This is a genomic window from Moraxella atlantae NBRC 14588, assembly GCF_001591265.1.
GTDB lineage: Bacteria > Pseudomonadota > Gammaproteobacteria > Pseudomonadales > Moraxellaceae > Faucicola > Faucicola atlantae.
Window position 1 is genome coordinate 258,328 of record NZ_BCUL01000002.1, and the last position, 26,410, is coordinate 284,737.

The following is a 26,410-nucleotide window of genomic DNA, read 5'->3' on the forward strand; positions in this document are numbered from 1 at the left end:
GCCGTGCGCGGCTTGTCGTGCTAGTATAGGCAAAAATCTGTATCCTTAAAACCTCAGCGCGATTTTTTTAAACGGTACTAAAATTTGATTCTTAAAAATTTAATAATATTAGGTGTGACATGCCCATGACTGTGACTCAAATGATTTTGTTGGTATTGGCGATTATCGCTATCGTTTGGGGCATTGTGACACTGGTGGGTGCACTCAAGAAAAAAAAACACCCTGAAAACAAGCCTGTCCGCACCAAAATGCTAAGCAGCACACCTGTGGACAGCGCGGTCAATCAGCAAACTGGCAAAAACGGTCTGCCCATTGTGCCACGTCACGAGCGCGTACCTGTTGAGCATGAGTCGACATTTAAAGCCGAAATCACACCCGATAATCCCGATGGCAGCGTTGAGCTGAGTGCGGCGAACACCGATTTTGAGTATCCGCAGTCATCAACGCAGACCCATAGCGATCAAGCACCATCTGGCAGCAGTCACTTAGCCTTTACCAGTGCCACGGTTGAGCCAGATAACGAACCCGATGCGTTTAGCCTGCTTGCCGATGCCACCGAGCACATCAGACCGCCTGTGACGACGTACGATGAAAGCCAGCTGCGTGAGCAATTCACCGACAACAGCCCAGTGGTGGATGGGCATATCCAAAGCCAAATCGACCACGACCAAAACAGCCCACTCAACCACGCCGAACAAAACGTCAGTGTGTTTTTGTATCCCAATCAGCCCAACGCGCGCATTGCAGGACGCGATTTGTTGCAGCTATTTGACGTGTATGGGCTTAAATATGGCGCGATGAACATGTTTCACCGCTATGAGGGCAAAGATGGCACGGGGATTTTGTGGTTTAGCGTAATGATGGTTGGCGATCAGGACATTGAAGCGTTTGATTTAAACCGTTTGCCCATGCAAAGCGTCAATGGTTTGGCGTTGTTTTTGTCGCTACCTCATCCCAAAGCTGCGCAGGGTTTTGATAGCATGATCAGCATTGCAGGATTGATGGCGCAAGCCTTACAAGCTAGCTTGTATGATGAAAACAATATGCCGCTAACCAAAGAGCAGATCCATCGTATGCGCGAAATTGCGGTGAATTTTGCCTAGTTTTTGCCCAATTTTTTCACAACCTTAAGCCTTGTATTGTCCAGTAACTTAAGCGCATCAATGAAAAAACAAAAAGACGCAACCAACGGTCATGCGTCTTTTTGTCGCCAGACCAATCACAATTAGAACATTTACCAAACTTGCTATCGTCCAATCATGATACCAAATTCGACACCACAGCCCAGTGATGCTGCCGACATCGTAGCAAAAATGCGCCATTTAATCGACGCGCTCAAACGCCACAACCATGCTTATTATGTGCTAGACGCGCCCATCTTGCAAGACAGTGAATACGACCAGTTGCGCCAGAATTTGTTGAGCCTAGAAGCGGCGCATCCTGATTTGGTGCAAGCTGATAGCCCAACCAACCAAGTCGGCGGCGCACCGCTGGCGCAATTCACCCAAGTCACTCACGCTACGCCGATGCTGTCGTTGGGCAATGTGTTTAATGATGCCGAATTGCAAGATTTTATGCGCCGCGTCAATGAGCGTCTAAGCGACGCGCAGCAAAATCCTGAGTATGACATTGAGCTAAAACTCGATGGGCTGGCGGTGGCATTGGTTTATGAACACGGCACGTTGCGCCAAGCTGTGACACGCGGTGATGGACAAGTCGGCGAGGACATCACCCACAACGCACGCACGATTCGCAATTTGCCACAGGTGCTGCCTGCCAAGATTGGGCAAGCCATTGCACGCCTTGAGGTGCGCGGCGAGGTGCTGATGCCCAAAGCAGGGTTTTTGCGCCTTAACCGCGAAGCCGAAGCACGCGGCGACAAAACCTTTGCCAATCCGCGTAACGCGGCGGCAGGTAGTTTGCGCCAGCTTGACCCCAGTATTGCTGCTCAGCGTCCGCTGGCGTTTTATGCTTATTCGGTCAATGACGGATTGCCTGCCGATATCACCACCCAAACGCAAGCCTTGAGATGGCTGCAAGGTTTAGGCTTTAGCATTGGTGAAATTCAGACCGCTACCGACAGCGCCGCCGTGCAGGCTGCTTATGAGGCGATTAACGTCAAACGCGCCGACTTGCCGTATGAAATTGACGGCGTGGTGATTAAGGTCAATGATTTAAGCCTGCAACGCCAGCTTGGATTTTTAAGCCGAGAACCGCGCTGGGCGATGGCGTACAAATTTCCCGCCCAAACCGTCATAACACGGCTAAATGCCATTGACTGGCAAGTTGGGCGCACAGGACAGCTGACCCCCGTAGGCAAGCTTGCCCCTGTCAATGTTGGCGGTGTGACGGTGAGCAACGTTAGCCTACACAATATTGGTGAGATTCAACGGCTAGATGTGCGCGTGGGCGATATGGTCAGCGTACACCGCGCAGGCGATGTAATTCCTAAACTCACCCGTGTGTGGTTGGATGAACGCCCTGCCGACAGCGTGCCTGTCACTCTGCCCAAACAATGCCCGGTGTGTGCATCTCCCGTTGTGTTACCCGAAGGCGAAGCATTGGCACGTTGTACAGGCGGCTTATATTGTCCTGCACAGCAGCAAGAGGCGTTGGTGCATTTTGTATCACGCCGTGCGATGGATATTGACGGGCTAGGTGAGCGGCTGTTGGCACAGTTTTTTGCCTTAGGCTGGCTACACAACGTCGCCGATATTTACGACTTGCCCAAGCACCAAAGCGCCATGATCGCACTTGACAAACTTGGTGAAAAATCCGTCAATAACCTGCTCAATGCCATCGAAGCAAGCAAACACACAACCCTACCGCGTTTTATCTATGCCTTGGGCATTCGTGGTGTGGGAGAGAGCACTGCGTTAAATTTAGCACGCCAATTTGGCGATTTGCCTGCACTGATGGCGGCAAGCACCGATGAGCTGCTAAAAACGCCCGACATCGGCGATATCACTGCCGCGTCCATCCATGAATTTTTTACCGCCACGCACAACCGCGAGGTCATCGAACGCCTACTTGCCGCAGGTATCCAATGGGAGGCAGTCAGCCAAACCACCGATGGGCAACAGCCGCTCAAAGGACAAACGTGGGTCATCACAGGCACATTGGCACAAATGCCGCGTGATGAAGCCAAAGCCAAACTGCAAGCATTGGGCGCAAGCGTATCGGGTAGCTTATCGAGTAAGACCAGCGTGCTACTTGCAGGTGAAAAAGCAGGCAGCAAACTTGTCAAAGCCGAAAACTTAGGTATTCGCATTGTCAATGAAGCCGAATTTATGCAGCTACTGGCAGATTTTGCGCATACAGCCACGCCATAAACGTGGTTTGGTATATATTCAAGCAAATATGAGACAATAGTTACACAACAGGTAAAAAAATTCGCGTGTACATAACACAAGCCGCGCCATAAACGTGTATGCTAAATACAAAGCCTAGCTGGCTTCTAACAACTCCATGAGCAAATATTTTAGCGAGGAATCATAATGAAAGCAGTAAGCAAACTAACAGGTATCGCAGTAATCGGCGCAGCATTGGGCTTGACGGCTTGTGCTAGCAACCCATACGGCACCAATCAAGGCTCAACAACCGCAGCAACTAACGGCGCATTGGCAGGTGCGGCAATCGGTGCATTGGCGCGATCAGACGGTAACCGCGGTGACATCGCCAAAGGCGCAGCAATCGGTGCGGCAGCTGGTGGTGCAACAGGCTATGCCCTAAGCACTACCCAAAGCTATCCTTATCAACGTTAATAGGCTAGTCGCCTGAAAGATTAGCTTGAACGCTTAATAAGTGGAGTTACGCAGAAAGAATAGAAATACTACTATATATTCGGTTTTTGGAGATTTAAAAACGCAACATATAGATGGTTTGCGTAACTTCAGTTAATAATATAAATAATGACACAAAACCAAATACTGCTTAGAGTGTTTGGTTTTTTAACGCGTGTATGAACACCAAGCTAAAATCCTCAAGCAGATTTTAGACAAAAAAATACGCCCACCGAGGGACGCATTGGTTTACTTGAAAGTGGTGGATCGTCCGCGACTCGAACGCGGGACCAACGGATTAAAAGTCCGCTGCTCTACCAACTGAGCTAACGATCCAAATCATGTGAATAAACGCTATCAGCGCATTCAAAAAATGGTGGATCGTCCGCGACTCGAACGCGGGACCAACGGATTAAAAGTCCGCTGCTCTACCAACTGAGCTAACGATCCATCAGCGTTTGCGGTGTATTTTACCGCTTAGCCATCAAGTGAGAGCATATTATACGCATAAATCGCATCATTGCAAGTTTTTTTGTCAAAAAAATTGCCCCAATCGCAATTTGGGGCAATTTTATACCAATTTAGCAGGATTATTCGCCGCTAAGTGCGTCCACGGGGTTGAGCTTGGCGGCATTACGCGCAGGAATAAAGCCAAACACCACGCCAATCAGCGTTGAGCAGACCACCGCGGCGATGATGGAGCTGGTTGAATACACCACCTCAAACGTACTGCCAGCAAAATGATTGATCAACGCGCCGATAGAAAATGCCAGCGCAATACCAAGCACACCGCCCAAAATACACACCAGCACCGCCTCAATCAAAAACTGCTGCAAGATATCACTTTGCCGTGCACCCACCGCCATGCGCACGCCAATTTCGCTGGTGCGTTCGGTCACTGACACCAGCATGATGTTCATCACACCAATACCGCCAACAATCAAAGATATGATGGCAATCGATGAGATCAGCAGCGTCATGGTGTTGGTGGTCGATTGAATGGTTTGGCGAATTGAATCGGCATTTTGAATGCGAAAATCATCCGTACCGTGGCGTTGTTCGATCAGGTCACTGACAGCTTGCTCTGCCGCACTGCTGGATATGGTATCCTTAAGCAGCACCACAAAGCTGTTTAGATTGCTGGTACCTAGTATACGCCGCATGACGGTGGTGTAGGGTAGGTAAAACGTTGGCGTGTCACTGCTTGGACCCATTGCCGATTCCTGCGGTGCAAGTACACCCACCACGCGTACAGGAACACTACCTAAGACAATCACCTTGCCAATTGCAGAATCTTCGGGAAAAAACGTGGTTTTGGCGTTGTCATCAATGATGGCATCTTGTGCCAACTGGCGGATGCTGGTGGTATCAAAATTTTGTCCGCGTTTGAGCTTGTTGCCTGAGACGCTAAAATAATCTTGCCCCACGCCACTGACATTGACTGACGCTTCGGTTTCGCGATAACGTGCGGTTGCTGAAGTATTGACCACGGGGCTTACGCTTTGCACGTACGGCTGATCGGCAACGGCAAACGCATCGTCATCGGTTAGGTTGGGCTTGTGGTAGCGGCGACGTGGGTCGCCGTAGCGATAGCCGTCACGTATTGTCAAGGTATTGGTGCCAAGTGCGCTGATATCCGCCAAAATCCGCTGCTGTGAGCCTTGCCCCAAGCCTACCACAGTGACCACTGAGGCAATACCAATGATAATCCCAAGCATGGTCAGTAAGGTGCGCATTTTGTGCGCGCGCATAGCAAGCAGCGACATCTTAAACGCTTCAGACAGTCTGTCTAAAAATGCCATCACGCCCGTTTTTTGGGTTAGTGGCGGTTTGTCGGCAGCAGGCTTACGCACAAAGGTGTTGTTGGTGTAATAGTCGTTTAAAATGTACCCGTCTTTGATTTCAATCACGCGTTCGGCTTGTGCAGCAATCGATGGGTCATGCGTCACCATGATGATGGTATGCCCCTGCGCGTTGAGGTCACGCAAAATCGCCATCACGTCTTTACCCGATTGGCTATCTAGCGCACCTGTTGGCTCATCGGCTAAAATCACATCGCCGCCGTTCATCAGCGCGCGCGCAATTGACACGCGCTGTTGCTGTCCGCCTGATAGCTGACTGGGACGGTTTTCGGTTTTTTGACCAAGCCCTAGCTGATCAAGCAGCGCCTGCGCACGCTGTTCGCGCAAATCGGCAGGCATACCTGCGTATACAGCAGGCACGGCAACGTTGGCTTGTGCGTTGATATCGCCAAGTAGGTGATAACGCTGAAAAATAAAGCCAAAATGCTCACGGCGTAGCTTTGCCAGTTCATCGGGTGTAAGTTGGTCAATGGCTTTGCCGTACACACGGTAGCTACCTGCCGTTGGTTGGTCAAGACAGCCTAGAATATTCATCAAGGTAGATTTGCCTGAACCTGATTGCCCGATGATGGCGACCATTTCACCTTGATAAATGGTTAAATCAATGCCGTGTAGTACGCGGATTTTTTGTTCGCCTGCGCTAAATTCACGAATTAAGCCCTCAACTTGCATAATGGGAATTTTAGCCGTTTGCGTTTGTGGGAGAGGGCTGGCAGTGTGCGCGGCTGAGGTGTTGATCGGGGTGTCGATTGGGGTGGTGGTTGGGTGCATAGCCATCACCTTACATCATCGGTGGGCGTTTGCTGCGTCTGTTTTTGCCGCTGCTATCTTTGCCCGATTTGCTATCGTCGCTGCCTTCTTCGCTAATCACCACGGTATCACCTTCTTGCACGCCGCTTAAAATTTGTGTGTTAATGCGGTTACTCAAACCAGTTTTGACGGGCTGCTGTTTGGTTGTGTTGTCAGGTTGTAGGAGCAAAACGTATTTACCCAGTTGTTTGTCGGTTTTAATGGCGGCAGCAGGGACGCTTAGCGCGTTGTCGGCTTTGCTTTCAACGATATATACTTGTGCGGTCATGTTGATGCGTAAGATACCGTCGGGGTTGGGTACATCAAAATAGCCTAAGTAATACACGGCAGAATCATCGTTGCTTGTGCTGCTATTGGCAGTGGTGCCTTCGGGGGCGGGCTCGATCGCGCTTAAGGTGGCGTGCATTTTTTTGTCGGGGTTGCCGATGATGTTAAAATACACGGGCATACCAGGTTTTAGGTTGATGACATCGGCTTCAGAAATTTTTGCTTTGATGCGCACGGTGCTTAGATCCGCCAAGGTGACGATGGTCGGCGCGGTTTGATTGGCGTTTACTGTTTGCCCTTGTTTGGTGGTGACAGAAATCACTGTGCCTGACATGGGGGCGGTGATTTGGGTATAGCCTAGGTTTTGCTGCGCGGTGCTGACTTCGGTTTGTGATTTTTTGATTGACGCTTCGGCGGTTGTGATATCAGCTTTGCCTGCTTGCAGATTGGCTTGTGCGGTTTTGATGGCTTGTTGGGCGTTATCAACGGCGGCTTGCGCGGTTTGTACGCTGGTACGTGCTTGCTCAAGCTCTTGGCGTGAAATTGCATCGCTACTCATTAAGCCTTGCATACGGCGGTATTCGTTTTGCGCCTGTGCCAGTGTCGCCTGTTTGCTGGCAAGATCGGCTTGCGCCTGCGCCAATGCTGCTTGCCGCGTTTGGTATGCCGCTTTGGTGCTGTCAAGATTTGCCAAACTTTGCTGCAAGTTGGCTTGTTGGGTGGTGAGTTGGTTGCGCATGGTCACGGGGTCAATTTGGGCAATCGGGTCGCCTTTGTTGACTGTGTCACCGACATCAACATATAGTTTGGTGACCTCGCCTGATACTTGCGCGCCGACATCGACTTGGTTTAGACCTTCAACCTTGCCCGTTGCCATGACGCTGTTTTCGATATCGCTGCGCTCAACTTGTGCGGTGATGTAATTGGGTTCGGTAGGTTTGGGGCGCAAATACCAGTACGCTGCTACCGCCAGTGCGCCGATCACCAGTGCGATGAGTGACCATTTTAACCATTTTTTTTGCATTCGCGTCATCGTGCGCCCTTACCTGTTGGCGGTTGTGGTTAGCGTTTGATAGTTTGGTATCAACAAGGTAAAACATATGCCGTACCCAGCAATTTTACCAAACAGCGCTGTCTACTAAACAGCGTTGTCTAATAGTCAGATCCGTGTTGGGTCAGCTATCTGTTAGATTTTGGCAAATAATTATCATATGATAACAGATTGCATTTATAATCGCCAGATTTTGTACTGCTAGCACGCGCTGAAATATTGATGAATAAGCTATGCATTAGCATAACAAACTTGCCTGACGCTTATTTGGGCGAGTGGTAAGAATAGGTAACCGTATTTTGCTCAAGATTAACTTGCCAAAAAATGGCATGGGTTTAATATGGCTAAATAGTCGCTGACTATGGGGTAAATAGGGTTACCCCAGCCACTGTCAGCGCGGCTTGTAGCAATAGTTCCCAAGCAGGTTGCGCGATTAACCCTTTGATGGCTTGGTCACAGCGATACAACAGCGTTGTCCACGCGTCCAAATTCTGCCCATGATGGCGGTGGGCGGCTTGTTGATACAGGCTTTGCTTGCTTTGCCAAATGCCAAGACTGGCAGGGCTGGTACCTGTTTGCATGGCTTGTAGCGCGCGCATGTCTTTACTTAGTGTCCACAGCACCAAGCTGGGCGGCTCGTCACTGGCTTTCAGCTGGCGCATAATGCGTACCACGCGCGCACTGTTGCCTGCCAACATCGCATCAGACAAGTCAAACGTGCTAAATTGTGCCTGCCGTACCAAACCTTGCGCCAATTGTGTGCTGTCAATGGTCATCAGGGTTGGTTTGGCTGGGTATGGCGCAGGCGCGGCGAACAGATAAGAGAGCCGCCATAAGGTTTGGTACGCGCTGAGCAGGTTGTTTTGGGTTTGGTCTTCTAGCTGTTGCCAAGCATCAGTGGTCAGCGTCAAGCCAAAATCGGCTGCATGGGCAATCAGCAAGGCATGGCGGTCACGCGCCTGTATCAGGCGGCAATCCACCACCTGCCCGTATTGGTTGCAAAGCTGATAAAACGCCGAGTTTTGCGCGCGCTTATCAAACCGTGGGCTTAGGACAATCAGCGCGTTTTGTGGATCGGCTTGCGCATGCTCGGCAAAGTTTTTGAGAGCTTGTAAAATTTCACCATCGCGTTTGCCGTCGGGCTTGTGATTGCCTTGCGCGATGATAACGCGGCGCTCATCAAACAGCGATAGACTATCAAACTCGCCCAACACCGCCTGCCAAGACTTGGCATTGACGATATCTGTGCGTTGTATCGCCATGCCTTGCGCACGCCAAGTGACTGCCATGCGCTGTACCAACCATTGTTGTAGCAAATCCTCATCACCGTGCAGCAGCCACAGTCCCGTTGCGGGCGTAGAGCTATTTTGCGGTTGGGCTTGCCGAAAGGCAGTCAAAAAATCCAGCTGCATGGGGTAGATGATGGGCTTAATCAATCAAGACGTGGCAGGCATCAATAAGGCAACGTATTGATCGGCAATGCGCTGCGCCAAATTATCTGCCAACCAAGCGCGAATTTGGTCGGCTTGGGGATTGTCAGTGGCAACACTGGCTTGGTCGTATTGGTAGCTGCGCTGTACTTGCAGGGTTTGGGTTTTGTTTTGCCACACGCCGTTTTGCTGCACACTGTAACTGACATCGGCACTCATCACCATACGAATTTCGGTCAAAATTCCACGTAGCTGATAGGTATCAAGGCGAATGTTATCCACCTGAATCCGCGGCACTTCACTGGCGGCAGGCACATGGCTGACAGCGGTATCATTTACCGAGTCAGTATAGCCCAATGCCAACAAATCCAATTGGCGCTTGAGCGCATTTTTGACCATGATGTCATCGGGTTTGGTACCAAACACCAGTTCGGTGGATTGCGCCAGTTGCACCACCGCAGATGGATAGCCACGCAGCTGAAAGCCGCAACCGTGTAATGTCACCGTGCCAATACCAAGCGCAATGACAACACCAAACGCGCGGATGAAAGTTAGCGGCTGCTGCATAGGATATCCTTTGTAAGCCTTCTGGTGTCAGCTAGTTGGGTTAAGCGGTGTACCATTTAGCCGATCAGCCTTTGACCACAAGATTGATAAGCTTATTGGGCACCACGATTTCTTTAACAATTTCACCTGTCAAGAATTTTTGCACGCCAGCCAACGTCTTGGCCTGTGCTTTGAGCCAGTCAGCATCGCTATCGGGCGGTGCTTGCAGCTGTCCGCGCACCTTGCCATTGACTTGCACCACCAACGTAATGCTGTCTTGTACGCGCGCGCTGTCATCAACCGTTGGGTAGGTCAGCTGCAATGGGTCAATGCCCAAAGCCTCTAGCAACGCCTGCGCCATGTGCGGTGCGTACATACTCAGCAAGGTCAAAAGCGTGACTAACGCTTCATTGGCTGCTGCCAAATCCGCGTCATTGTGCACATCAAATGCCGTCAGCGCATTGGCAAGTTCCATCAAAAACGACACAGGCGTATTAAGCGCTAAGTTTTTGCCCAGTGCATCATCTAATTTGGCAATCGTGTCATGGGTTTTACGGCGCAAGTCTTTAGCAGCCGCGCCAAAGTCAAAATCTGTCACCTTGACGGTATCGGCTTGCCAGTTGGCTTGTTGTAGACGCGCTTGGTGCTCTGAGGCATAACGCCAAACTTTTTTCAAAAAGTTGTACGGGCCTTTTAAGCCATCGTCAATCCACTCTAACGTTTGGTCAGCAGGCGCGGTGAACATGGTATAAAGCCGCACGGTGTCTGCGCCATAGCGTTCAATCGTTGCTTGTGGGTCAATGCCGTTGTTTTTAGACTTCGACATTTTTTCAATTTTGCCAATCGTCACAGGCCCACCATCGGCTTTTAGGCATGCAGCAATCGGTTGTCCTTTGTCATTAAATTCAAGGCTTACGTCATCGGCAAAATAGTAGGTTTTGCTACCGTCAGCATTTTGACGATAAAATGTACCTGCCAACACCATGCCTTGGGTCAAAAGATTGACAAACGGCTCATCACCTTTTAATAGCCCTTCATCGCGCATCAATTTGTGGAAAAACCGCGCATATAGCAAGTGCAGCACCGCGTGTTCAACGCCACCCACGTATTGATCAACGGGTAGCCATTTTGCCGCTGCTGCCTTATCAACCATCGCAGTTTGGCTGTGTGGCGAGGCAAAACGCGCTTGATACCAGCTGGACTCAACAAACGTGTCAAACGTATCGGTTTCACGTTTGGCAGGTTGGCCGCAATTTGGGCAAGTGGTATCGGTAAAAGCGGGCAAGTTGTTTAGTGGATTGCCGCGACCATCGGGCACAACATCGGTGGGCAATACCACAGGCAAATCTGCCTCAGGTACAGGCACTGCGCCACAATGTTCACAGTTGACGACAGGAATTGGGCAGCCCCAATAGCGTTGGCGTGACACACCCCAATCGCGCAGGCGATAGTTGATGGTTTTTTCGGCTAAGCCCTGTGGCGCAAGTTTGGCTAAAATCGCTGCAAATGATTCGGCAAAGTTCATGCCGTCAAATTCGCCCGAATTCACCGCCACGCCGTTTTGTTTATCGCCATACCAGTCTTGCCACGTGGCTGGGTCAAAGTCATTTTGATCTGCCACCGCAACGACTTGTTGAATAGGTAGCCCGTATTTGTTGGCAAATTCAAAATCGCGTTCATCATGCGCAGGCACTGCCATCACCGCGCCCGAGCCGTAACTCATCAACACATAATTAGCCACCCAAACAGGGATATCTTGCCCTGTCAAAGGATGGCGCACAGTCAGCCCTGTGTCCATGCCAAGCTTTTCGGCTTTAGCAATATCGGCTTCAGCTACCGAGCCTTGCTTGATGGTATGGATAAAATCTGCCAGGGCAGGATTTTGGGCAGCAGCGTGTTGCGCCAGTGGATGCTCAGCTGCGACCGACACATACGTTACCCCCATCAGCGTATCAGGACGGGTGGTAAACACATCCAACGTACGCGCCTTTCCGTCTAATGTATAAGGAAAACGCAGCTCCATACCCTCAGAGCGTCCAATCCAATTGCGCTGCATGGTGATAACTTGTGGTGGCCAATGTCCCTCAAGTTTATCCAAATCGTTGAGCAACTCCTCAGCGTACGCGGTGATGTTAAAATAGTACATCGGGATTTCACGCTTTTCAACCAACGCGCCCGACCGCCAGCCGCGTCCATCCACCACTTGCTCATTGGCAAGCACCGTGTTATCCACAGGGTCCCAATTCACCGTTGAAAGTTTTTTATACACCAAACCTTTTTTGAACAACTGCACAAACAACCATTGTTCCCAGCGGTAGTATTCAGGCGTGCAGGTAGCAAACTCACGCGACCAATCAATCGACAGCCCCAACGACTTAAGCTGCGCGCGCATGTTTTCAATATTGGCAAACGTCCATGCTGCAGGTGCGACATTATTGGCAATCGCCGCATTCTCGGCAGGCAAACCAAACGCATCCCAACCCATTGGCTGCAACACCTCATCGCCTTTTAAACGATAATAGCGGCTTAGCACATCGGTAATCGTATAGTTACGCACGTGCCCCATGTGCAGCTTGCCACTTGGATAGGGGAACATCGATAGCAAATAGCGCGTTGGCTTATCCGTTGGCGCATTGCTGACTTCATAACGCTTATCCGCTGCCCATTGCTGTTGCTGGGCAGTTTCGATGGCTTGGGGATCGTATTGTGGATCAATAGTGGTTGATTTCATCATGGTTTGGCAAACAATCTAACGGTGTTAAAATAAGACAACTAAAAAGCTAAATGATCGGCAAGATTAAAACAGTAAGACCAAGCTAAGCCGCATAGCATACCGCAAAATAGGTCAAATTGCGATACGCACAAGACGGTTTTATCATCCGTTGCCGTAAACCACCGACTTTAGGCGGTGGATATAAGGCAACTCCGAAACCATGCTTACACACAGAAACTTATTAAATATGTTAAACTAACCCCATGAAAACCCTCAAGCTACGCATAAAAGACAAACACACAGACCAACTAAACCGCCTAAGCGGTTTGGTCAATTTTGTGTGGAACTATGTGAATGACTTGAGTTTTAAATACCTACAACGTACTGGTAAATTCTTTAGTGCCTATGACCTAAACGAATACACCAAAGGTAGCGGTGAACTACTTGGCTTGCATTCTCAAACCATACAAGCCATTAACGAAACTCACGCCAAATCGCGACGCCAATTCAAAAAGGCTAAACTATCATGGCGAACCAACAACCCAAAGGCAAAGCGTAAAAGCCTAGGTTGGATTCCATTTAAGCAATCCGCAATCAAGTTACTGGCTACCCATCAGACGGGTAAAAAAGGCTTAAAATCCACCCTACAGCTTAGTTTAGCCAAAGGGCAGAAGCTAATTATAGACTTATGGGATAGCTACAATCTTAGCCTATATCAAATAAACACCCTTGAGGTCGTCCAAGACAGCCGTAACCGTTGGTATGCCTGTATCACCGTTAAAAACTACCCAAAAACCGAGTGCGGAACAGGTAGTGTCGGTATTGACTTAGGCTTAAAAGACAGTGCCACCGCCTCAAATGGCGATAAACTACAAATTAAACAAACACAGGCATGGGCTAAAAAATTGAGTATCGCCCAACGAGCCAAAAACAAACAACGTGTCAAAGCGATTCATGCCAAAATCAAAAACACACGCCAAGACCTCATCCACAAATTCACCACAGGGCTAGTCAAAGACAATGCCCTAATCGTGGTCGGCGATGTAAAAACCACCCAATTCAGCCGTAAAAAAGGCAAACTAGCCAAATCGGTTTACGATGCAGGTTGGTTTGAACTCAAACGACAACTGACCTACAAATGCGAGCACGCAGGTTGCCGTTTTGAAATCGTCAATGAGAAATACACTACCCAAACTTGTTCGTGCTGTGGCGATACGTCCAGTAGTCCGAAAGGTAGAGCAGGTTTGCGAATAAGAGAATGGACTTGTGCGAAGTGTGGCACACGGCATGATAGAGATATTAACGCCAGTCGGAACATTCTTGCGGTCGGGCTTGACCGTCTTGTAGAAGGAATCCCCTCACTTTAGGGAGGGGAGGAAGTCAACGTGTTTAAACAGGAGTAAAATAAATGGCAGCTTACCAAATCTATGGCATAAAAAATTGCACCACAGTCAAAAATGCCTTAGCACAGCTTGATGCATCAGGCGCAGATTATGAATTTACTGACTTTAAAAAGGCAGGTGTAGATGAAAGTTTATTGCGCGATTGGATTGCCCAAGCAGGATTGGCAAAAATTCTAAACAAAAACAGCCTAACATGGCGCAGATTATCGCCCGATGAACAAACCAATGCCGATACACTCGATGGTGCGGTCGCTTTGATGACGGCAAAACCCAATCTAATCAAACGCCCGATCTTGCAACATACTGATGGCTTGATTGTTGGCTTCGATAAAGCCGCCTATCAACAGCTGATGTAAGCTTTAGCAAGCTAATACGCGCTGATAAAAAAAGCGGATGTCAAAATCCGCTTTTTTGTTGCTACTGATTGGATGTTAGCTGGCGTTAGCGTTACTGGCTGCTGAGTTTGTACTGGCTGTAGCAGTCGCTGTGTTGCTGCTTGCCGCTGTGTTCATTGGCGTGCTAGCCGTACCAGAAGCAGAATCAGCGTTTGCTGAAGCTGCCATTTCTTTGCTATCAGGCACGTCTTTGCCGTGATCACTTAGCTGATACACGTATGCTGCTAGCAACATGATGCGCTCTTCACCCAGTTTGGTATCCCAGTGTGGCATTACACCTGCACGTCCACCGCGTAGCGTTTCGCGCACAGTCTCACGATCACCGCCATATAACCAAATATTGTCTGTCAAGTTTGGCGCGCCCACGTCGTGGTTACCTTTGGCATTTTCACCGTGACACACTGCACAGTTGGCAGAGAAAATAGCTTTACCTTGTGCCACGAGGGTAGGGTCAAGCTTACCGTTTTGCGCACCGCCATGTTCTGATGACAATGACAAAACGTATTCAGAGGCAGCGCGCACACCGTCTTCACCAATTTGTGATTTCCAAGCAGGCATGCCGCCAACACGACCGTGGTTCAAAGTCATCAAGATGTTTTCAGGTTTACCGCCATACAACCAGTCGTTGTCAGTCAAATTGGGGAAACCTGGTGCGCCACGGGCTTGCGAACCGTGACAAACCGAACAGTTTTGTAAAAACAAACGCTGACCGATTTTAACCGCCTGTGGGTTTTGTGACAGTTTTAAAACAGCAGGTGCAAGCAATTCGATATTTTTATCAATCTCAGCTTTTAGATCGGCATCATCGCCTTGCTTTTTCATTTGCTCGGCTTGTAGCTGATCGATTTTTTGTAAAACTTGCGTTGTTTGTGGATCTTGCAAGATTTTTTCATTAAAGGTATTGATAAACAGCGCGTTGTTGCGCTCAAGGTCACTAGCAAGCTCATTGGCACTTGTCCAAGGCACTTCTTGCCCATCAACCTTGACGGTAGCTAGACCTTTCCAATGCGATGGCAAAATTGACGGGTAGAGCAGCATATACAACAATGCCCATGCCAGCGTACCCCAAAAAATGACTAGCCACCACTTTGGCAATGGACCATCACGTTCAGAGATACCATCATATACGTGCCCTGTCGTGCCTTCTTCATCCAATTCTGGACGAAAACGCTGCGTGCTGGCTAGCCAATATAATATCCACGCCCAACAGCCGATGGAAAGTATCGTTACCCAAATATTCCAAAATAGGCTCATTTGTTATCCTTATCACGTCGTGATGCGTCTGACAAATCGGTCACGTCAGCCACTTTTTCGTCATTCAAGTCGTCATCTAACGCAAGTTTTGCATCTTCCTCAAATCGTTTGCGATTGCGTGGTGAGTAAGCCCACCACACGATCGCCAAAAATGCCGTAAACGCGGCGACCGTTGCAATACTGTGTAACGTCGCCAACGACATTAGCGTTGTCCTTGCATGGCTGTGCCAAGCTGTTGTAGGTAGGCAACCAACGCGTCAAGTTCGGTCTTACCCTGTACGGCATCAGGTGCAGCTGCAATGTCGGCATCGCTGTAGGGTACGCCAAAATGATCGCGGAATAGGCGCATTTTGGCTTGCACTTGCTCACCGTTTACTGTGCGCTTATCTAGCCAAGGAAACGGTGGCATCACCGATTCAGGCACCAACGATTGCGGATTGATTAAGTGTTTACGTTGCCAGTCATCTGAATAACGACCGCCAACCCGCGCCAAATCAGGTCCTGTACGTTTTGAGCCCCATAAAAATGGGTGATCCCACGCAGATTCTGCAGCACGTGAGTAAGGTCCATAACGCTCTACCTCAGCACGCAACGGGCGAACCATTTGGGTGTGACATACGTGACAGCCTTCGCGAATATAAATATCGCGGCCTTCAAGCTCAAGTGCTGTCCAAGGCTTCATGTTTGGCAACGGCTGATTGACCTCTTTGGTGAAAATCAGCGGCACAATTTCAACCAACGTGGCAAAGCTGATTGACACCACGATGAGTGTCAATAGCAGTCCTGTGTTACGTTCAATAATATCATGAGTAAATTTCATCGTCTTGCCCCTTACGCTTGCTTAACCAACACAGGGGTCGCTTCTGTCTCAGCTGTAGTTGTTGTGATTGCCTCTTTACGCGAAGGCATCTTGATGGTGCGATATACGTTGTATGCCATCACAAACATACCTGATAGATACAACAAACCACCAAATGCACGGCCAATATATGGCAAGTGTGAAAACGCAACAGTGTCTACAAAGCTATACACCAATGTACCATCTGGGTTAGTGGCACGCCACATCATGCCCTGACCGATACCCGAGATCCACATAGACACGATATAAAAGATCGTACCGCTCGTTGCTAGCCAAAAGTGCGTGGTAATCAAACTGGTTGAATACATACGCTCTTTGTGCCAAATACGCGGAATCAACACATACAGTGAGCCGATAGTGATCATACCCACCCAACCCAATGCACCTGAGTGCACGTGACCTACCGTCCAGTCTGTATCATGCGATAGTGCGTTTACAGTCTTGATTGACATCATCGGACCTTCAAACGTGGACATCGCATAGAATGACAACGCCACGATCAAGAAACGAATGATTGGATCGGTGCGCAGCTTATCCCAGCTACCTGACAAGGTCAAAACGCCATTAATCATACCGCCCCATGATGGCGCGAACAAAATCAACGAGAACACCATACCCAAAGACTGTGTCCAATCTGGCAAGGCTGAATAATGTAAGTGGTGACCGCCTGCCCACATATACGCACTGATCAATGCCCAAAAGTGGATGATTGACAAACGATAGGAGTAAATTGGACGACCAATTTGTACAGGCACAAAGTAATACATCATACCCAAGAACGCTGCTGTCAAATAAAAACCGACCGCGTTATGTCCGTACCACCATTGCACCATCGCATCAGTTGCACCACCGTATAGCGAGTAGGACTTCCATAATGTCAAAGGAATTGCCATGTTATTGACAACATGCAGCAACGCAATGGTCACAATAAACGCACCAAAGAACCAATTAGCCACATAAATATGCGAAGTTTTACGCTTGATGAGCGTACCAAAGAACACAATTGCGTAAGATACCCACACGATCGTGATCAAAATATCAATTGGCCACTCAAGCTCAGCATATTCTTTGGACGACGTGATCCCAAGCGGTAAGGTAATCACCGCCGCCAGAATCACCAAGTTCCAACCCCAAAACGTGAACCATGCCAAATACGGCGCAAACAGCCGTGTTTTACACGTGCGCTGCACGACATAATATGACGTAGCAAACAGCGCACAACCCCCAAACGCGAAAATAACCGCGTTGGTATGCAGCGGACGCAAGTGGCTAAACGTCAGCCACGGAATACCAAAGTTTAGCGCGGGAAATGCTAATTGCGATGCAATGAACACCCCCACACCCATACCGATAATACCGTACACCACCGCCATGATTGAGAAGTATTTAACAATCTCAATATCATAGTCATCGGTGACAGGTACTGCTGTGGTTTGTACATTCATTCGATGTTTTCCTTGACAGCTTGTAGCCCAAACAGATGCCAACCTAATTTGCACCCCTGTCGTATAAACTATTTATAAATTTGGTACAAAATATAGGTCAGTCGCTAGCTGGCGATGAGCGAGCACGCTGCTAGACACCCGTTTTTTAACGCCCTATTGTAACGTAAAGTTTGCTAAATAGCACCCAGTGTAACGCCACGAATACCAAAAAAATCTGCTAAAAGACGGGGAAAAAAATTTTTGCCTTGCCATTATAATACGAAACCTAGTCAAAATCCCATAAATATTGTAAGGAATTTAACCGCCCTGTATGAACCTTATGCTCATGGGTTCTGCTTGACAAGCCTGTTAGACTTGCTATGATAGCTGTTCAATCAAAGATTTTAATCTTTTACAATCCACCGTTACAGCATAAGCAAGGTAGCAAATGATGGCAAAGGCAAAATTTTTATCCGATGAATGGTTTTCACAAGTCAATCAATTGACCCAAGACGCAGGTGACCTAGATTTGCCACCTGCTATTGCAGGCTTGAACATGAATTTTGAAGTATCAGGCTTGCAAGACCAACCCGTTAGCGCGTCATTCTCAAACGGCACCATCCATCAAGGTAGCAACGACGATGCGACCACTACCGTGCATTTAGATGCAGATACGCTAAAGGCAGTCATGCTAGATGGTGATACCAACCGCGCCATGGAAGCCTTTATGACAGGTAAAATTCGTGTCGATGGCGACATGGGTCAGCTGATCACCATGCAATCAGGCAAACCAAGCCCAAAACAACGTCAGCTATTTGAAAAAATCCTAGAAATCACAGATTTGTAATTTAAACTTGCGCGAAAGCATAAATTTTAATCAAAAAGGCAAATTGTATCGATTTGCCTTTTTGTTTTGCTTGTAAAAAATCAGCCAAGCCCATGCAATAACCACGCCATCAGCCCTGCACCCAACGCAAAACACACCGCAGCCAAAATAAAACGGACTAGATGGTAGTAACTTACCGTCTTTGCTGTTATCAAATTCGCTGCAGGCGATAGACCCAGCCTTGGCGGATGAACAGACGGATTGGTGATGGAAGCGGTAGGTGCGGCGGTGGGTGAAAATTGTGCAGAGGGGGCAAGGTCAGTCATCATAAATCCAACAAACGAACAAATACCACAATCAGCAAAGCGATTTTAAATGTATACGCCAGTGTGTCTGCTATCTTTAAATAGCGCTTTACTGTGCCTTAAAACGACTTCACGATAAAACAAAAAGGCGATAAAATCAAACACTTTATCGCCAAAAATTCGCCTAAGAAATATTTTGTTACTATTTTTAACGTTACGCAAGACTATCGGGCAAAATTAGGCAGATTTGCTCGGTACATCTGGGCTTTGGGTTTGGTTTTCTTGGTAGATAATGCCTTGTAGCCAAATATTGGCTTGAATGTAATCATTGACTTGTATGCTATCATCAAAATCTTTTTGATTGACCGCCAGGCGAATGACCACAGGTTTATCCAAACTTTCGCGCAAAATCACCACATCAAGTAGGATAAACGCTTGCCCTTCAAAAGTTGTCGTGGATTTTCCGATAACTTGTCCTTGACACCACGCTTCATCTTGCTGACCAATGGTGTCACCAAATAAATACGCACACATATCGCCCACATTGATATGAATGGGCGCGAGGGGTAGTTCATCAGCGGCAGGTTGCCAGGCTGCGATTTGGGCTTGTAGGTCGGCAGGCAGGTTGCCATTGTTTTGCACCATGATGGCATTGAATGCGCGATGGTAGCGAATCGCCTCAGGATCATCAACCACAATGACTTCATCGCGCTTGCTGCGGCTGACTTCATACGCCAGCGCGGACAGATTGACATAATACCGCTGCCCTTTGCAGTAATGCTCACGGTTGATGCTGTAATACGGGTCAAACGCATACATCACAGTGTCGTCATCAAGCTGCAAGCGCAAGACGGCCTCAAGCGTGGTTGGTGCTTGGTAAATACTTTCGATCGTCGCCCATCGGCCGTATGGGCTATCCACGCAAGGATAAGCGTTAATAAAGCGCGTCGGTTTTTGCTGGTCATCAAGTTCAATCAATTGATTTAGATGAATGGGCGTGTTGCCCGTCAAAAGTAAATGTGTGCGCGGTGTGCTGCTTTCTGCTAATGCTTTAGGCAGGGCGCAGGTGTCAATGTGTTCGCGTAGCCAACTGGGCACATCATCGCTGATATTGTGGGTAAAACAGCGCCAATGGTCGGCATGCCCGACAATTTGTTCTGGTGTTAAATCGATGATATCGGGCTGTTGGCTGGGAGCAGTCATGGCGTTGTCCTTGTTAAAATATGCGCAATGTAAAATAAGTCTGAATCTGTATCTAGGCGCTCAGTATTTGTGGATACAGTAGCTAAGCGTACAGTAGCTAGGCAAGCCGAATGTGTCGGCGGTTGGTGTTGTTATGGGGGCAGACGCAGGTTTTTCCATAGATATTGGCAATAGCAAGCGATTTTTGCTCAAGTCTGTGATTGATTTTTTTGATTTTAGCAGGGTTTTTGGCAGGTGATGGTGGGTATGGCTGCAAATTTTTTGCCATTTTGCGCCGATTTGTGGCAGACTATGGGCTTTTAAATTGCCGAAAACGCCAGTGCCACACAGGCGTTTAGATGGGTTAACTTGGGACAGCGAGCGCAATGCAAAAAGGTATGTTTCGACCGTTGGCGTTGTTTGTGGGGTTGCGTTATACACGCGCCGAACGCAGCAACCGCTTTATTTCATTTATCTCGCTAATTTCGATGATTGGGCTGACGCTTGGCGTGGCGGTGCTGATTACAGTGCTGTCGGTGATGAACGGCTTTGATCGTGAAATCAAAAGTCGAATTTTGGGCATGGTGCCACAAGCCACCGTCACGGCAAATCAGATTATTCCAAATTGGCAGGTGTTGGCGCAGGATATTGCCAAAAATCCCAAAGTTGAGGCGGTGGCGCCGTTTATTCAGCTGCAAGGTATGCTGACCGCAAATGGGCAGGTGGCAGGCGCGGTGGTGACGGGTGTTGAGCCTGATTATGAAAAACAGGTGTCGATTATCGGACAGCACATGCAGGCAGGCTCGCTGGATACGCTGCGCGGCGGTGAGTTTACTATCGTTTTGGGCAAAGATATGGCCCAAGGCATGGGACTCAACGTTGGCGATAAGGTCACCTTGGTACTACCTGAAGCCTCACCATCGCCTGCAGGCGTGATCCCACGGTTTAAACGTTTTACCGTCAGCGGTATTTATGACATCAGCGCCGAGGTCAATAGCGTGATGGCGTACATTCCGATGCAAGACGCGGCGCGACTGCTACGGTTGCCCGAGGGGGCGCAAGGCGTGCGCATGAAGCTTAATGACTTGTTTGCCGCACCACAGGTCGCCCAACAAGCAGCAAATTTGCAGCCAAATTTGCTGATACCCAGTGACTGGACGGTGACGCACGGGAATTTATTCAGCGCAATTCAGATGGAAAAAGCCATGATTGGCTTGCTGTTGTTTTTGATCGTACTGGTGGCGGCGTTTAACATTGTGTCATCGCTGGTGATGTTGGTGACCGACAAAAAAGCCGATATCGCAATTTTAAAAACATTTGGCGCATCGCCCAAGCTCATCACGCAAATTTTTATGGTGCAAGGTCTGTTTATCGGTGTGGTGGGTACACTGGCGGGCACGCTGCTGGGTATTATCATGGCGTTGTCGGTGAGTCCTGTTATCGGGGCAATTAACAATGCCTTTAATCTGCATTTATTTGACGCGTATCCTGTGCAGTATTTGCCGTCGCATTTAGAGTGGCAAGACGTGGTGATTATCGTTGCAGCCTCGCTGGTGATTAGCTTTGTGGCAACTATTTATCCTGCACGCCGTGCTGCCAGTATTCAGCCTGCACAAACCTTGCGTTATGAATAAATCAACACATTTTTTAACATATTTGATTAACAAGTAGCCAATTATGCCAACCGCCGAACCGATTTTAACCGCCAAACAAATCACCAAAGCCTACCAAGACGGCAAAACCGTGACGCGCGTGCTTGATGGGCTGAATATCAGCGTGCAACAAGGTGAAAAAATCGCCATCGTCGGTACCAGCGGCTCAGGCAAAAGCACGTTATTGCATATTTTGGGCGGGCTGGATGTGCCGACGTCAGGCGAGGTATGGCTGCATGGGCAGTGTGTTAATCAGCTGAATGAAACCCAACGCGGACAGCTGCGCAATCAGCATTTGGGTTTTATTTATCAATTTCACCATCTATTGGCGGAATTTAACGCGGTTGAAAACGTCGCCATGCCGCTACTGATGCGCTCTGATGTACCGATTGATACCGCACGCCAACGCGCAATTGACCTGCTAGAGCGTGTTGGGCTTGGGCATCGGCTAAGTCATCGCCCTGGAGAGTTGTCAGGCGGCGAGCGTCAGCGAGTAGCAATTGCGCGCGCGTTGGTGACACAACCATCGCTGATTTTAGCCGATGAACCGACAGGCAATTTGGATTACGCCAACGCACAGGCGATTTTTGAAATTTTAAGCGAGTTACAAGCCAGTTTTAATACCGCGCTGCTGATGGTGACGCATGACCGCCAATTAGCCAATCTTGCCGATCGTCAGTTGGCGTTACAAAATGGCGTGTGGGTTGATTGACTTCCTCCCCTCCCTAAAGTGAGGGGATTCCTTCTGCAAGACGGTGAAGCCCCACCGCAAACCTAAGACAATGGCAACCGCCCGTACGACACACCGTACATCTTAGGTTCTTATTTTAAGCTAATCCTACCGTTAGGATTGTCATAGACACGAATTGGCTTAAGTGTGTGTTTGGAAACGTCTTACCAGTTAAGTTACTGCGTACTCGCAATTTAGTCTTAACTTAACTGTGGAATGTAAGACATTGAATATAGTGAGATGAGTATAGCAAAACTCATCGCATTTAACAATTGCCTTATATCCACCGCCTGAAGTCGGTGGTTTTACGGCAACGGATGATAAATCAAAACTCACCCAGCACCCAACCGCTGATAAACGCAAAATATTCGCGTAGCCATACTGCAGGGCGCATGAGCGGTGGGGTGGGTGCGTCTGCCATCGTCACATGGGCTAAGCCTTGCCGCCGTGCGATCTTCTGCGCGCGCAATGTATGAAAATCACTGGTCACCACCACCACAGGATCGGTTGGTGCAATGCCATGCGCCCGCAAAATTGGCAAACTGTTGGCAATGTTGAGCGCGGTACTGGTGCTTTTGGTTTCTAATGCCATACGCCGCGCTGCTATGCCATAGCGTGCGTGCAAATAATTTGCCATCACCTCAGCTTCGCTTTGGGTTTTACCGATGCCAAAGCCGCCTGTCAGCACGATCAGCGCATTGGGGGCTTGATTAGCAAGCTGTGCTGCGCGGTCAAGGCGCAGTGCCAGCGTCGGTGTGGGCTGACCATTTTTAAAACCAGAACCCAACACGACGATAGCGCGTGCTGTATCTGTGGCAGGCGTATGGTGCAAGTGCTGATTGAGCAGCACACAAAACCCGATAAAACTGACCAGCCACACGCCAAACCCAAGCCAAACACCTTGCCACAGTCGTCGCCATGTTGGGTGTTGGCGCAGCCAGTTTTGCAAGCGTTGCCAGTAGATGCCATGCCCCGTCAATGCCGCGCCAATCGCTAGCGGCAACAGCGTACCCAAATGGATTTTACGCTGCACCAGCAAAACAAGGCTATACGCTATCATCACCGTGCCGACGCTGATGAAGCCAACACGCGTGTACCGTATGAGCCGAGCAGGCAAAACAAAATGTGGCGAGGTTGGTAAAAAAGTGCGCGGCATGGTACACCTAATTTTTGGGTTGATTTTGCGGTATTTTAACCAAAAAAAGCTTCAATCAAAAAAAGCCGAGCAGTGCCCGACTTTTTGCTTACATTTTTAAATCAATAGCGTGCTGGTTAGCGCATGAGCAACGCATTGATGCGTTTTAGGTATGCGGCTGGGTCATCTAGCTGCCCACCTTCTGCCAATAATGCTTGGTCAAAAATCACTTGTGCCAAATCGTCAAACTGTTCTGCGCTGTCTAGTTTTTGGATCAGCGGATGGTTAGGGTTGACTTCTAAAATTGGTTTGGTTTCTGGCACAGGTTGCCCCATTTGTTTGAGCATTTGTACCATCTGTGGCGACAATTCACCCTCAGCAGTGACCAACAGTGCAGGGCTATCAACCAAACGGTTGGAGACGCGCACGTCTTTGGCACGGCTTGATAACGCGGTTTTGAGCTTATCAACCACAGGCTTCATGGTCGCCTCGGCTTCTTCGGCTTGTTTTTTCTCTGCTTCATCAGTCAAGTCGCCTAAATCCACGGCGCCTTTGGCGATGTTTTGTAGCGGTGTGCCGTCAAATTCGTGCAAGAAGTTCATCGCCCATTCATCCACACGCTGGGTCATGAGGATCACTTCAATGCCTTTTTTCTTGAATACTTCTAGCTGTGGGCTGTTTTTGGCAGCGGCTAGGCTGTCGGCGGTCAAATAATAAATCGCTTTTTGCCCGTCTTTCATACGCGCTTTGTAGTCTTCAAGGCTGGTTGCCACGTTGTCATCGGTGGTGGTGGCATAGCGTAGCAGCTTGGCAATGCGTTCTTGGTTGGCTTGGTCTTCGCCCAAACCTTCTTTAAGCACTTCGCCAAATTCTGCATAAAACTGTTTGTATTTGTCTTGTTTTTCGGTCTCGGCGCTGTTGGCAAGGCTTGCCAATAGTGTCAAGACGCGGCGCGCGTTACCGTCACGGATGGCTTTGACATCTCGGCTTTCTTGCAAAATCTCGCGGCTGACGTTGAGCGGCAAGTCGGCGGTATCAATCACACCTTTGACAAAGCGCAAATACATAGGCAATAGCTGCTCTGCGTCATCCATGATAAACACGCGTTTGACGTACAGTTTAAGCCCGTGTTTTTGCTCGCGGTGATATAAGTCAAACGGTGCTTTTTGTGGGATGTAAAGCAGTTGGGTGTACTGCAAGCGCCCCTCGACGCGGTTGTGCGTCCATGTCAGCGGTGGCTCAAAGTCGTAAGTTAGGTTTTTGTAAAACTCGATATATTCATCGTCACTGATTTCGCTAGGTGAGCGCGTCCACAAGGCATTGGCTTGGTTGATGGTTTCCCACTCATCGGTCAGCACCATCTCGCCTTTTGGCACGGCATTTTCGTCTGCATCGGCAGGTAGCTCTTCTTCTTGCCACACTTCTTTGCGCATTTGAATGGGTAGGCTGATGTGGTCAGAGTATTTATTGACCAAGCTTTTGATTTTGTGGCGGTCAAGGTATTCGCTGTACTCGTCTTTGATGTGTAGACTGATCACTGTGCCGCGCGTCGGTTTGTCGATGGCTTGGGTGGTAAACTCGCCTGTACCGCTCGATACCCAGCGCACACCGTGGCTGGCAGGTTCGCCTGCTTTGCGTGTATCAACGGTGATGGTATCGGCAACAATAAAGCCTGAGTAAAAACCCACACCAAACTGTCCAATCAGATTGCCATCTTGTTTTTGCGCGTCGCTTAATTTGTCTAAAAATGCCTTGGTACCAGATTTGGCGATTGTACCAAGATTTTCGATGACATCGGCTTCATTCATGCCAATGCCGTTGTCCATAAAGCGGATGATTTTTGCGTCTTTGTCAATGTCAATGCGAATGTGCAAATCGCTGTCACCTTCGTACAGGCTATCGTCTTGGGTGGCTTCAAAACGCAGCTTGTCACAAGCGTCTGAGGCGTTTGACACCAATTCACGCACAAAAATATCGGCATTTGAGTACAAAGAATGGGTGACAAGGTGCAATAATTGCGCGACTTCAGCTTCAAACACGTGATTTTTGGCTTCGCCTGTCGCGGTGGTATCCTGATTGGTTGGTTGTTGTGACATAATTTTCCTAAAAATTGATCCAATAAAAAATTAAATAAAACAGACGCTTAGCAGATTTGTATCCAATATGCCAAACGTTACGCAAACGGTATGGTAGTGCCATACATGCTGGCTTATACTTATGGTTTGAGCAAGATTTTTTCAAGCGTATTTGGTGGGCAATAAAGCGCTAAACACCAAAATCGGGGGCAATATGATGACTTTGACCAATGCCATACGGCAGCGATGGGTAAGTGTTTTGTTGGTAGGTATGGCGGCATTGGGTGTAAGTGGGTGCGCTGCCAGTGGTGCGCAATCTGCTGCAATACCATCTGCTGGCATTGGTGGGCAGCGTGATATACAAGGCTGTTTGCCTGCTGCAGGGCAAACATGGTCGTATCTCAAACAACAGTGTGTGCAGACATTTGACGTTGCCGATATCCGCTTTAATCAGCAAAAAAATGGCACAACATACCGTGTAGATGTGATTTTATCCGATGATCGTCAGCAAGCTGAATTATTTGCGGTCGATGTAGCGCCAAATACGATTTTGACGGCGGTCAAAGGCGGCTATGTATCGGCGGACGGACGCTTACGGCTTTTGAACACCGACCGCGGCTGGCGACTGCTAACTCAATAAAATCCGCCTAATTAATACTCAACAAGAAACAAGCCCACGTTTGTCAATGGACTTGTTTTTTAAAAACTA

23 protein-coding genes and 2 tRNA genes are annotated in these 26,410 nt (G+C 48.8%); 9 read left to right on the forward strand and 16 right to left on the reverse strand.

Going from position 1 to position 26,410, the window contains the following annotated elements:
- Positions 1–125 precede the first annotated feature (125 nt).
- From MA2_RS02550 to MA2_RS02560, 3 genes are all read left to right on the forward strand, one after another.
- Positions 126–1,103, forward strand: coding sequence for a cell division protein ZipA C-terminal FtsZ-binding domain-containing protein (locus MA2_RS02550; RefSeq protein ID WP_067056155.1), 978 nt, complete (start codon positions 126–128; stop codon positions 1,101–1,103).
- A 156-nt stretch (positions 1,104–1,259) separates the two neighbouring features.
- Positions 1,260–3,332 (forward strand): NAD-dependent DNA ligase LigA, encoded by a 2,073-nt coding sequence (ligA, locus tag MA2_RS02555; RefSeq protein WP_067056012.1) that lies wholly within the window; start codon positions 1,260–1,262, stop codon positions 3,330–3,332.
- 165 nt (positions 3,333–3,497) lie between these two features.
- Positions 3,498–3,764: a YMGG-like glycine zipper-containing protein gene (locus MA2_RS02560; RefSeq protein WP_067056015.1), complete on the forward strand. Its 267-nt coding sequence runs from the start codon at positions 3,498–3,500 to the stop codon at positions 3,762–3,764.
- A 278-nt stretch (positions 3,765–4,042) separates the two neighbouring features.
- Here the strand turns inward: MA2_RS02560 and MA2_RS02565 are convergent.
- The 7 genes from MA2_RS02565 to leuS form a co-directional block, all read right to left on the reverse strand.
- Positions 4,043–4,118, reverse strand: a tRNA-Lys gene (locus MA2_RS02565).
- A 38-nt stretch (positions 4,119–4,156) separates the two neighbouring features.
- A tRNA-Lys gene (locus MA2_RS02570) sits at positions 4,157–4,232 on the reverse strand.
- A 140-nt stretch (positions 4,233–4,372) separates the two neighbouring features.
- The gene (locus MA2_RS02575) at positions 4,373–6,316 is read right to left on the reverse strand and encodes a MacB family efflux pump subunit (RefSeq protein WP_067056158.1); all 1,944 of its coding nucleotides are present in this window, start codon (positions 6,314–6,316) and stop codon (positions 4,373–4,375) included.
- Positions 6,317–6,425: 109 nt separating this feature from the next.
- Positions 6,426–7,754, reverse strand: a complete 1,329-nt coding sequence (locus tag MA2_RS02580; protein WP_067056017.1) for an efflux RND transporter periplasmic adaptor subunit — start codon at positions 7,752–7,754, stop codon at positions 6,426–6,428.
- A 377-nt stretch (positions 7,755–8,131) separates the two neighbouring features.
- Complete coding sequence (gene holA / locus MA2_RS02585) at positions 8,132–9,184, reverse strand: DNA polymerase III subunit delta (RefSeq protein WP_067056020.1); 1,053 nt, start codon at positions 9,182–9,184, stop codon at positions 8,132–8,134.
- A 24-nt stretch (positions 9,185–9,208) separates the two neighbouring features.
- Positions 9,209–9,769 (reverse strand): LPS-assembly lipoprotein LptE, encoded by a 561-nt coding sequence (locus MA2_RS02590; protein ID WP_067056023.1) that lies wholly within the window; start codon positions 9,767–9,769, stop codon positions 9,209–9,211.
- A 64-nt stretch (positions 9,770–9,833) separates the two neighbouring features.
- Positions 9,834–12,482, reverse strand: coding sequence for a leucine--tRNA ligase (leuS, locus tag MA2_RS02595; protein WP_067056025.1), 2,649 nt, complete (start codon positions 12,480–12,482; stop codon positions 9,834–9,836).
- A 242-nt stretch (positions 12,483–12,724) separates the two neighbouring features.
- On the opposite strand from leuS, the gene MA2_RS02600 reads away from it, so the two are divergent.
- Together MA2_RS02600 and MA2_RS02605 are read left to right on the forward strand one after the other, a co-directional pair.
- Positions 12,725–13,828, forward strand: a complete 1,104-nt coding sequence (locus MA2_RS02600) for an RNA-guided endonuclease InsQ/TnpB family protein (RefSeq protein WP_067056027.1) — start codon at positions 12,725–12,727, stop codon at positions 13,826–13,828.
- Positions 13,829–13,869: 41 nt separating this feature from the next.
- A complete protein-coding gene (locus MA2_RS02605) occupies positions 13,870–14,220 on the forward strand; it encodes a Spx/MgsR family RNA polymerase-binding regulatory protein (protein ID WP_067056030.1) in 351 nt (116 codons plus the stop codon).
- Between the two features lie 75 nt (positions 14,221–14,295).
- Here MA2_RS02605 and ccoP read toward each other — a convergent pair whose 3' ends face one another.
- The 4 genes from ccoP to ccoN are packed head-to-tail and all read right to left on the reverse strand — an operon-like array spanning position 14,296 to position 17,817.
- Positions 14,296–15,513, reverse strand: coding sequence for a cytochrome-c oxidase, cbb3-type subunit III (gene ccoP, locus MA2_RS02610; RefSeq protein ID WP_067056033.1), 1,218 nt, complete (start codon positions 15,511–15,513; stop codon positions 14,296–14,298).
- Positions 15,510–15,716, reverse strand: coding sequence for a cbb3-type cytochrome oxidase subunit 3 (locus tag MA2_RS02615; RefSeq protein ID WP_067056036.1), 207 nt, complete (start codon positions 15,714–15,716; stop codon positions 15,510–15,512). The genes ccoP and MA2_RS02615 overlap by 4 nt, the downstream gene beginning before the upstream one ends.
- Complete coding sequence (gene ccoO / locus MA2_RS02620) at positions 15,716–16,333, reverse strand: cytochrome-c oxidase, cbb3-type subunit II (RefSeq protein ID WP_067056040.1); 618 nt, start codon at positions 16,331–16,333, stop codon at positions 15,716–15,718. The genes MA2_RS02615 and ccoO overlap by 1 nt, the downstream gene beginning before the upstream one ends.
- An 11-nt stretch (positions 16,334–16,344) precedes the next feature.
- Entirely contained in the window at positions 16,345–17,817 is a 1,473-nt protein-coding gene (ccoN, locus tag MA2_RS02625; protein WP_067056043.1) for a cytochrome-c oxidase, cbb3-type subunit I, read from the reverse strand.
- Positions 17,818–18,247: 430 nt separating this feature from the next.
- On the opposite strand from ccoN, the gene MA2_RS02630 reads away from it, so the two are divergent.
- Positions 18,248–18,643: an SCP2 sterol-binding domain-containing protein gene (locus tag MA2_RS02630; RefSeq protein WP_067056161.1), complete on the forward strand. Its 396-nt coding sequence runs from the start codon at positions 18,248–18,250 to the stop codon at positions 18,641–18,643.
- A gap of 80 nt (positions 18,644–18,723) precedes the next feature.
- Here the strand turns inward: MA2_RS02630 and MA2_RS02635 are convergent, their stop codons facing one another.
- The 3 genes from MA2_RS02635 to MA2_RS11085 form a co-directional block, all read right to left on the reverse strand.
- Entirely contained in the window at positions 18,724–18,948 is a 225-nt protein-coding gene (locus MA2_RS02635) for a hypothetical protein (RefSeq protein ID WP_067056046.1), read from the reverse strand.
- A gap of 216 nt (positions 18,949–19,164) precedes the next feature.
- Positions 19,165–20,130, reverse strand: a complete 966-nt coding sequence (locus MA2_RS02640; protein WP_067056055.1) for a hypothetical protein — start codon at positions 20,128–20,130, stop codon at positions 19,165–19,167.
- Positions 20,131–20,227: 97 nt separating this feature from the next.
- Positions 20,228–20,398, reverse strand: a complete 171-nt coding sequence (locus tag MA2_RS11085; RefSeq protein WP_156470935.1) for a hypothetical protein — start codon at positions 20,396–20,398, stop codon at positions 20,228–20,230.
- A gap of 109 nt (positions 20,399–20,507) precedes the next feature.
- On the opposite strand from MA2_RS11085, the gene MA2_RS02645 reads away from it, so the two are divergent.
- Positions 20,508–21,743, forward strand: coding sequence for a lipoprotein-releasing ABC transporter permease subunit (locus MA2_RS02645; RefSeq protein ID WP_067056164.1), 1,236 nt, complete (start codon positions 20,508–20,510; stop codon positions 21,741–21,743).
- 43 nt (positions 21,744–21,786) lie between these two features.
- Positions 21,787–22,473, forward strand: a complete 687-nt coding sequence (gene lolD / locus MA2_RS02650; RefSeq protein WP_067056058.1) for a lipoprotein-releasing ABC transporter ATP-binding protein LolD — start codon at positions 21,787–21,789, stop codon at positions 22,471–22,473.
- A gap of 343 nt (positions 22,474–22,816) precedes the next feature.
- Here the strand turns inward: lolD and MA2_RS02655 are convergent, their stop codons facing one another.
- Positions 22,817–23,647: a YdcF family protein gene (locus MA2_RS02655; protein ID WP_067056062.1), complete on the reverse strand. Its 831-nt coding sequence runs from the start codon at positions 23,645–23,647 to the stop codon at positions 22,817–22,819.
- A gap of 116 nt (positions 23,648–23,763) precedes the next feature.
- Positions 23,764–25,722, reverse strand: a complete 1,959-nt coding sequence (gene htpG / locus MA2_RS02660) for a molecular chaperone HtpG (RefSeq protein WP_067056064.1) — start codon at positions 25,720–25,722, stop codon at positions 23,764–23,766.
- Positions 25,723–25,915: 193 nt separating this feature from the next.
- On the opposite strand from htpG, the gene MA2_RS02665 reads away from it, so the two are divergent.
- A complete protein-coding gene (locus tag MA2_RS02665) occupies positions 25,916–26,341 on the forward strand; it encodes a hypothetical protein (protein WP_211269871.1) in 426 nt (141 codons plus the stop codon).
- The last annotated feature ends 69 nt before the right edge of the window (positions 26,342–26,410 follow it).